This is a genomic window from Acinetobacter bouvetii (assembly GCF_902753875.1).
In the GTDB taxonomy this organism is placed as follows: Bacteria; Pseudomonadota; Gammaproteobacteria; order Pseudomonadales; family Moraxellaceae; genus Acinetobacter; species Acinetobacter bouvetii_A.
Window position 1 is genome coordinate 23946 of record NZ_CADDTS010000010.1, and the last position, 8696, is coordinate 32641.

At 42.8% G+C, this 8696-nt stretch carries 9 protein-coding genes; 1 reads left to right on the top strand and 8 read right to left on the bottom strand.

The genetic code is table 11. The annotated features are described in order from the left end of the window. Positions 1–33 precede the first annotated feature (33 nt). Positions 34–960, bottom strand: coding sequence for a mechanosensitive ion channel family protein (locus FB6_RS02945; RefSeq protein WP_174558567.1), 927 nt, complete (start codon positions 958–960; stop codon positions 34–36). Positions 961–969: 9 nt separating this feature from the next. Beyond that, the gene (locus FB6_RS02950) at positions 970–1773 is read right to left on the bottom strand and encodes a hypothetical protein (protein ID WP_174558575.1); all 804 of its coding nucleotides are present in this window, start codon (positions 1771–1773) and stop codon (positions 970–972) included. 122 nt (positions 1774–1895) lie between these two features. Between FB6_RS02950 and gspE the strand changes: the two genes are divergently transcribed. Next, entirely contained in the window at positions 1896–3383 is a 1488-nt protein-coding gene (gene gspE, locus FB6_RS02955; protein ID WP_174558568.1) for a type II secretion system ATPase GspE, read from the top strand. 43 nt (positions 3384–3426) lie between these two features. Here gspE and FB6_RS02960 read toward each other — a convergent pair whose 3' ends face one another. The 6 genes from FB6_RS02960 to FB6_RS02985 form a co-directional block, all read right to left on the bottom strand. Next, positions 3427–3819, bottom strand: a complete 393-nt coding sequence (locus FB6_RS02960; protein ID WP_174558569.1) for a DUF4951 domain-containing protein — start codon at positions 3817–3819, stop codon at positions 3427–3429. 234 nt (positions 3820–4053) lie between these two features. Then, positions 4054–4479, bottom strand: a complete 426-nt coding sequence (locus FB6_RS02965; protein WP_174558570.1) for an organic hydroperoxide resistance protein — start codon at positions 4477–4479, stop codon at positions 4054–4056. A gap of 117 nt (positions 4480–4596) precedes the next feature. After that, positions 4597–5421, bottom strand: a complete 825-nt coding sequence (locus FB6_RS02970; RefSeq protein ID WP_174558571.1) for a carbon-nitrogen hydrolase family protein — start codon at positions 5419–5421, stop codon at positions 4597–4599. 24 nt (positions 5422–5445) lie between these two features. Then, positions 5446–5964, bottom strand: a complete 519-nt coding sequence (gene gigB / locus FB6_RS02975) for an anti-anti-sigma factor GigB (RefSeq protein ID WP_174558572.1) — start codon at positions 5962–5964, stop codon at positions 5446–5448. A 113-nt stretch (positions 5965–6077) separates the two neighbouring features. Then, complete coding sequence (gigA, locus tag FB6_RS02980; protein ID WP_174558573.1) at positions 6078–7046, bottom strand: RsbU family protein phosphatase GigA; 969 nt, start codon at positions 7044–7046, stop codon at positions 6078–6080. A gap of 112 nt (positions 7047–7158) precedes the next feature. After that, the gene (locus FB6_RS02985) at positions 7159–8115 is read right to left on the bottom strand and encodes an MlaA family lipoprotein (RefSeq protein WP_174558574.1); all 957 of its coding nucleotides are present in this window, start codon (positions 8113–8115) and stop codon (positions 7159–7161) included. Between the last annotated feature and the right edge of the window lie 581 nt (positions 8116–8696).

An 8696-nucleotide genomic window follows, 5' to 3' on the forward strand; every position in this document is an offset into this window, starting at 1 on the left:
CTTCGCAAGGGGAGGATTAAATTATAAAAACAATTATTTCAACCCCGCTTCCCGTTTCACTTCTTTAGCGTTGGCATACTGGTCAATATCTTCATCATTTAAAGGCTGAACCGTTGCGGGACGATCCACAAAGCCCATTTTCGGTACAGGGATTTCAATCTGATTATCCAAAAAACCGTTACGAATGCGTTCTTGCATTTCATCACGAACTTTTAAAAAGTTTTCACGGTTACACCAGATGGCAAATAACAGCTCAATGGATGATTCGCGGAAGGCAGTGACCGTGACGGCTGGTTTGGGGTCGGCTAAAACCAGCGGATATTTATTGGCTACATCCAACAACACTTCCCGAACTTTAATGATGTCCTCATGGAAATTGATCGCCAAGGTAATTGGAATCCGCCGAATCGGGAATTTGGACAGATTATAGACCGGCGCACGAATCAGCTGTTCATTCGGCACGCGTACATAGACATTGTCCTGAGTCAGCAGTTTCACCGAAAGCAGGTCAATGGAAATCACTTCACCTTCAATGGTATGTCCGCGAATCAGGGTCATTTGCACGGTATCGCCAATTTCAAAAGAACCTTCCCCAATCAGGAATAAACCGCTGATCAGGTTGGAAGCAGAGGTTTGCGAAGCAAAACCCAGCGCCACGGTTAAAATACCGGCCGCACCCAAAAATACACTCAGTTTAAAACCGGCTTCTTTCAGGCTGGCCATCACAAAGATCAGGAAGATGAAATAAAAAATACCACGACGCCAGACCAGACTTTGGTGGGCATTAAAACGTGAGCCAACAGTGCGGATAAAAGTGTTGGAGACAAAACGTGCAATTAAAAAACCGATAAAACACAGCACGATGGCAACAATAATTTCTGTCAGGCGTTCGGTGTTGATATTGGTAAAAATACCTTTGAGGCTGCTGGTAATTTCTTTTGGGATATTCGAATCTGCCATATTGCCCCCTTAGAAAAATGAATCAAACATGTTAAACAAAGCGCTTGCTGGCTCACGTGGCGGATGCACATACATCACTTCGCCCGCATGCGGTGGGGTACGGTTTTCAATCCGAATTCGTGGCGGTTTATCCGAACCTTCATGCAAGACTTTAATCTGTGAAGTCCATAAGCGTCCGGTACTTTCACTATAGAACAGGGGAAGTGCCGAAACAGGCACATTCATCCGGTCAAAGCGTAGCTGTTGATGGCTGGTATTATGAAATTCAATCGGGGTTACTGCACGAAAAGCGCGCGGTTTGAGCTGATGCAATTCTGTACGACCATCCACTGCTGTGGCATAACAAATCTCGCCATGACGATGATTGGGGCCAAACCAGGTGTCTTTCGGCAAAATCACTGGAATATCAAACAGCGGATCTTTTTGACCCTCGACAAAACCGGCAATCCATAAAGGGGTGCTGATATACAGCGTACCGCGTTGTCCTGCAGGAATATAAATCGGATCGACCGGTTTAATCACCACCGAACGGTCGGCTAGGCGCGGCATCAGTTGCAACTTATGCTGGGTGGACTTGAACATATAGCGTTCAACTTTGACCGGTTGCGGAAAAGCAAAATTAGGATCTTCAATGGCATGCCATTTCTGTTCATAGTCATATTGAACTTGCGGACGATGGTATTCCATGCGCCATTCCTGCAAACCACGGCTCAACCGAAATAACAGCGAACCAAATTGCCAGGCTTTGGGTTGATGCAATTCAAAGCTTTGTTCGCCCCACCATTTGATTAACTTCGGCTGCTCGGCATCCATCAATTCATCGTTTTTAGACAACGGCATATTTCCTTTATGGCTTAATCATTCAAAAAACAGACTTCACGCTGTCCTATGCTTAGAGTACACTCAAATCAATTTATTCATCATTATAAACTTTGATGCAAGTACTTAAACAATTACAAATACCATATAGTTTTGCCAAGCGTCATGGCGTGTTGCTGCGCTACGAGGGTGATCAGGCCTTTATTGTGCGCCGTGAAAATACGCCCTTGCTGGCGATACAGGAAGCACGTCGCTTTTTGGGGCATCCTGCACAGCACCAGTTGTGTAGTGAACAGGAATTTCATCAATTACTCAGTTCCAGCTTTGCCGGAGATACCGGTGAGTCTCAGCAGGTTGCAGCCGGTCTGGAAGATCATCCCGATTTACTCAGTCTGGCCGACTCAGTTCCAGAAGCTGAAGATCTCATGGATCAGGAAGATGATGCACCGATTGTGCGACTGATTAATGCACTGTTGTCTGAAGCTATTCGGGTGGGCGCTTCGGATATTCATATTGAATCCTTTGAGAAAAAACTGTCGGTGCGCTTACGTGTCGATGGTCAGCTGCGCGAAATTGTGCAACCACGCCGTGAATTGGCGCCGCTGTTGGTGTCTCGGATTAAAGTCATGGCCAAACTGGATATTGCTGAAAAGCGCATTCCACAAGATGGTCGTATATCCTTAAGACTGGCCGGACGTGAAGTTGATGTGCGTGTTTCGACGCTACCTTCCTCACATGGTGAGCGTGTGGTGATGCGTTTGCTGGACAAACAGGCCGGGCGTTTGAATATGACCCATTTGGGTTTGATGCAACCTGACTATGAACGCTTAACCCATCTGGTGCATCGTCCGCACGGCATTATTTTGGTGACTGGGCCCACTGGTTCGGGTAAAACCACGACTTTATATGCAGCCTTATCCGACTTAAATGATGGTTCAAAAAATATTTTGACTGCAGAAGATCCGATTGAATATCAGCTTGAAGGCATTGGGCAAACTCAGGTCAATAGCAAAGTAGATATGACTTTTGCCCGTGCGCTAAAAGCCATGCTGCGTCAGGATCCAGATGTGGTGATGGTGGGGGAAATTCGTGATCTGGAAACGGCTGAAATTGCAGTGCAAGCCTCCTTAACCGGTCACTTGGTTCTATCTACCCTGCATACCAATACAGCCATTGGCGCAGTGACGCGTTTAAAAGATATGGGCATCGAACCGTTCTTGCTGGCTAGCTCCTTAATTGGGGTGATTGCTCAGCGTCTGGTGCGAACTATATGTCCACGCTGTGCCACATGGCGTGAAGCAGATCATTTTGAAACCGAAATTTTCAAGCATTTACAAACTGATACTGCTCTAAAATTACCACAACCGAAAGGCTGTGATCACTGCTCGCATACCGGTTTTATTGGGCGTACCGCGATTTATGAAATTGTCCCGGTCGATGAACCGATGCGCCGTCTGATTCATGGCAATGCTGCCGAATATGAGCTGGAAAGCTATGCGCGTAAACAGTCGGGTTCAATCCGCGATGATGGTTTACGTAAAGTATTGGCCGGGAAAACCACTTTGGAAGAAGTCCTGCGTGTGACCAATGAAGCTGCGGATTAACGCGCAATACTTATTCCTTTGATGCTTGAATAAATTGCTGAACTTACCAAAGTTCGGCAATTTTTTTCATGAGCTGGGCGCGAAATGGCGCAGTCGGATTGCCAGCATTGCGACGCGTTTCATTTTCATAAAATTTCTGCCAGGCCTGAATCATTTCTAAACTGACCTCTTGTGTTTTGAGGTTTTCGACATCTGTTTTGGTGATTTTATGTAGGCGTGCTTCAGCGCCATCTGGGCCTGTTCCCCAACCAATAATCCCTTGACCAAATTCAGGCAATTTCATGTTGTTGGGTGTAGGCGGAATTTCCAGTCGCTGAATGTTGGGATTTACTTGAGAATTCACCGTAGGGCGAATCTTTTCCGATATGCTTAATGCGGCAAAAGATGCACTTGAAGTTATCAGCAGGAGAGAGCTAAGAAAGAGGGATTTCAACATGAATAAAACGAACTATTGCAAATAAGAATCATTATATATTGTGGGTTTTGTTTTTTATATTCTTTTTTAGAACCAAATTAAACGCATTGCCTGATTTTGTGGCGATTTTTCTATTTCATCAGAAGACTCGTTTTGGGAAATCGATACTCAGCGATTTAAAAATAGTAAAGAATCTATCCTAAAAGAAGGTGATTGCTTTCAGGATAGATTGAGTAGAACAGATTGAATCTGAACTCAGGTCAGTACATTCAAGGTTACATTAATATTATTGCGTGTGGCATTGGAGTAGGGGCAGACAATATGTGCAGCATCTACCAGTTTTTGTGCTTCCGCCTGATCCATCCCTTCTAGGTGGATATTTAGGGTAACTTCAATCCCGAAGCCCGTTGGAATAGGGCCAATCCCGACTTCCCCTTCAATATAGGCCTCTTTGCTGATATTCAATTTATCCCGGTTGGCAACGAATTTCATGGCACCCAGAAAACAGGCGGAATAACCGGCTGCAAAAAGTTGTTCGGGATTGGTTCCACCACCAGCGCCGCCCATTTCTTTGGGAACTGCAAGTTTGACATCTAATATGCCATCGGATGATGTTGCGCGTCCGTCACGACCACCCGTAGCTTTGGCTTTTGCTGTATAGACTGCTTTTTCTAAGGCCATTTTTTTCATCTCTATGTTTTTATATAAGATGTTATGGTGTGGGATTTTGAATAAAGAATAAGCAGTTATTTTGTAATTTTTATAAAGCAAAAAATCGAGTTTTAAAGCTGCATAGAATTAGAAGCTGATAATTTTACGGTGCTGAATTAATGGCATGGCTGTGCGGAAAGCCTGCTGTTCATCCAGATCAAAGGGTACGGTAATCAGGCTGGCTCCATCATCATGCACAATATCTAAAATTTGGCCGCGACTATTGCTTGCAGCTGCATGTCCCCAGGTTTGACGTTTCTCACCATGCCAGCCTTGTTGAGCTGCGCCTAAAACCTGACACTGGCTATCGAGCGCTCGTGACTGAAGCAGTAATTGCCAATGCATCTGGCCAGTGGTGTAGGTAAAGGCTGCAGGTGCAGTTAGGATATGCGCACCTTGATGGCGTAAAGTTAGAGCCAGTTCTGGAAAACGTAAGTCATAGCACACCATCAGCCCAATATTGCCAAACGGGGTTTGGGCAACTACGACATCACTACCCGGTTCAAAGAATCGAGATTCTTGATATCCACCCACCGCATCACCGACTTGTACATCAAACAGATGAATTTTGTCATAGCGTGCTTCGGTGCGTTCAGGGCTAATACATAAACTGACGGTACGTACACGACCATCGGTAATGATGGAGCCATCCGGACGAAACGGGCAGGGTAATGTCCCTGCCACGATCCAGATTTGATATTGATGGGCAAGTTTTTCCAGACGCTGCTGGATGCTTTCAAACTGCGCTGCGGTCTCACGTTGTTTTCCTGCGGCAAAACAGACAAAGTTTTCCGGAAAAACAATCAGCTCTGCACCCTCTGCTTTACTTTGTTGTATTAATGACTCGATCAGGATGAAATTGGTTTCAATATCATCCTGAGAGTTCATTTGTACAACAGAGAGTAAAGTCATGGTGTGAGCTCTAAATAATAATTTTTATACGTTTTGTTGAGACACTTGCTCCAAGGTCTCTTGTTCTTTTTGTAATTGTTTCACCAAAGGTTCAAACATGTTTTGGTTACTTTCATTGAGTTTCATCAATGTTTTATGTGCATCTAAAACAGTGGTTAACATGGCATTATGACTAATGTGCTCTTCAATTAATTCGCGGGTACATACTTTCGGATCACCGCAATAATTTAAGATTACAAAAACCTGCCCCAAGCCCATACTGTTAGCCAAGGTAGTAATGTCAGGATTGGTCGATAACATAACCGCCTGAATCTGATGCGCCTGCTTTAGCTTTAAACCCAGCTTGGCAAGGACACCTAAAACAGTACTGTCAATGAATGTCGTTTGGGTTAAATCTACGATGGCCCCAACGACATTCGACTGTTGTTCAATTTTACTAAGGAGTTTGTCTAGACTGATGCAAGATTGGGCACGCACTTCGCCAATAAGCTTAAAAATATGCGTTCCATTCAAGCTTGCATATTCAACATGACCTGTTGACATATAAATGCCATTTGCAGAGAAGGATTCCAAAATTATCACATAGGGCCACTATAGACTCAAGTAGCCAACAGTCTTATATCGCTTAGTTGAAAGTTAACATATTGATAATATGATTAATTCATTCGGCGTAAACTTAAAATGGCAATGTCATCCGCGACATGCTCAGGGGCTTGAAATGATTGATTTTGCAAGTGGAACACCAATTTTTCGAATTGTTCATTCAGTCCACCATCGAAAGGTTCTAGTGCCCCATCTGAACAAATAATAAACCGTGCATGCCTGTTCAGCACACATTCAAACTCTTCAACTTCCAGATCTTCAGTTAGTCCTAAAGGGAAACTACTGGTATTTAAAATTTTAGGCACTTGGTTTGGCTCAAAGATAATCGCAGGCGGATAATGTCCAGCACTAGACCAGCGCAGCTGATGTGTTTCCAAATTTAAAACACCGGCAATCATGGTAATGTGCTTTTCAATGTTTTCTTGCACCAGCATGCCGTTAAGTTTTTTAATCAATTCGCGCGGGGTTTTGGAGCGACCATGAAAAGCCGCCATCCAGGAGGTGAGTAAACTGCTGGTCACGCCATGTCCAGATACATCCGCCAGATAAAACATAATTTCTTTATCGCTGATTTTCCAATAATCGTACCAATCACCTGACAAATAGGCAGAAGGTTGAAACAGGGTTTCAACTTTATAATTCATCAGTTCAATCGGATTCGGCAGCAAACATTTTTGTAAATATGCAGCAGAAGGGAGGTCGCGACTATCTTGATTGCGCTTATATTGCGCATCAATTTTAAGCAAAAAATCTTCCGGATTAACCGGTAATTTAGTCCAGATCCAGCCGGCTAAAGCACCTAATTCCCAAGCTTGAGCTAAAGCTGTGCCTTCATTTTCAAAAGCCAGAACAATTGTTGGAAGAGACCATTGATGGGTTAAATAGTCTTGTACATCCGCAATTGCTAAAATGGTCGGGTCGTATAAATCAATATCATCTATGTGAATCATTTGCACACCGGGAAGTGCACTGAGTACCTGATCTAAATAAGGAATATTGCGAGTCGGTTGAATGAAATACATATAGAAATTGAATGATCCTTAAAATGATAATCGATAGAGCGCTACTATAACAATCTAATGATCAGCAAGGAAAGATGCTTGGCTGATCATATTTTCAATAAATGTGTCGGACTTATTTCGTGGTGCTGTCACTCTCATCTACAGGGGTTTCATCTGGAGATTGCTCTGGTGCTTCAGGCTGATCTTCGTCTTCAGGTGTTTCTACATCATCTTCAATGAATAGAGTTTCAGGTTCTAGACCTTTCTTTTCAGCAATAGCAAAATTTTTACGTTGCAGATAAATATCGCGAATCGCAGCATATTTATCACCTTGCAAAACATCTTCAATATCTAAAAGCTGTGAACGGGCATCAATTCCACGGAGTACCTGTTCACTCCAATACAGACCATCATGATCTTCAAAGAGATATTTTTGTGGGCGTGCCTGACCATCGACAGCCAACCCTATAGCATCACGGAAAGTACTGGGGCCGAACACAGGCAAAACTAAATAAGGACCAGAAGGGATGCCGTAATAACCCAATGTGGTTCCGAAATTTTCTTCTTCAGCAGACAGACCTAGACGTCGAGCCGGGTCTGCAAAACCTAAAGTTGTAATGGTATTGATGGTAAAACGCCCTAAAGATTCTGCAGCACGCAGCGGACGACCTTGAATTAGCTGGTTCACCACATTCCAGGGTTCGCCTAAGTTTTTACGAAACTGGCGATAAGAACCCCGGACTTCACCAGGTACTTTTTGTTTATATTGCACAGCCAGAGGGCGAGCTACATTACGATCTAACACATCATTTAAAGCAAATATTTGTCTGTTTAATGGTTGTAGCGGGTCTTTTTGATCGTCAGGTTGGGTTGCATTTGCATCGACTTTTAAATCTTTAGCTTTAATATTTTTTAATTCTTTGAGTGCTTCAAGACGGGGATGTTGAGTTGTTTGAAGCGTTTCATCAGAAGTGGTTTCTACATTTGCTGATGCAGAAGCTTCAGGATTTACAGTGGATTCATTAGCAAATACAGGAGAAATTAATCCGAAAGATAAAAAACTGGCCCAAATATAATGAGAGTGACGCATAAAAAATCCTGGAGCTCTATATAAGCCTATGCTTAAAGCTAAAAAGAAGTAATAAAATATATTAACAGGTCTTTGAATGTGCGTATTAAAACAAATTTGATCAAAATATGTAGCAAAAAATGATAAAACGACTAAAAAATATCCTAATGAATTGAAAAGTTAAAAAATGGGGTTGCATGGGGTGGAAAATGCTGTAGAATGCACATCCATCGGCGGTGATGAGAATTAAAACTTCTGATAAAACAGTAGCTTAGCATTAAATGGTTAAGTTGGGTTTTAGGAAGAAAGTTTAAATTAATTTGAAATTGCTAGTTGACTTTCTGAGAAGAAAGCGTAATATAGCCGACCTAGCTTGCTGCTGACGAAGCAGTAAGAAGATCATTAAGAGATTATGAAGAACAACTTGTGTGGATTTTTACTGGTTGATTAATCGAAATTATTTTCATTGATTGATGGTAGAAATTACTCGAAGTTTATTTGAGCAAATTTTTGTCAGTAATTGATGAGCCAAGATTGGTGCACTATATGCACTATTGATTTTAAACTGAAGAGTTTGATCATGGCTCAGATTGAACGCTGGC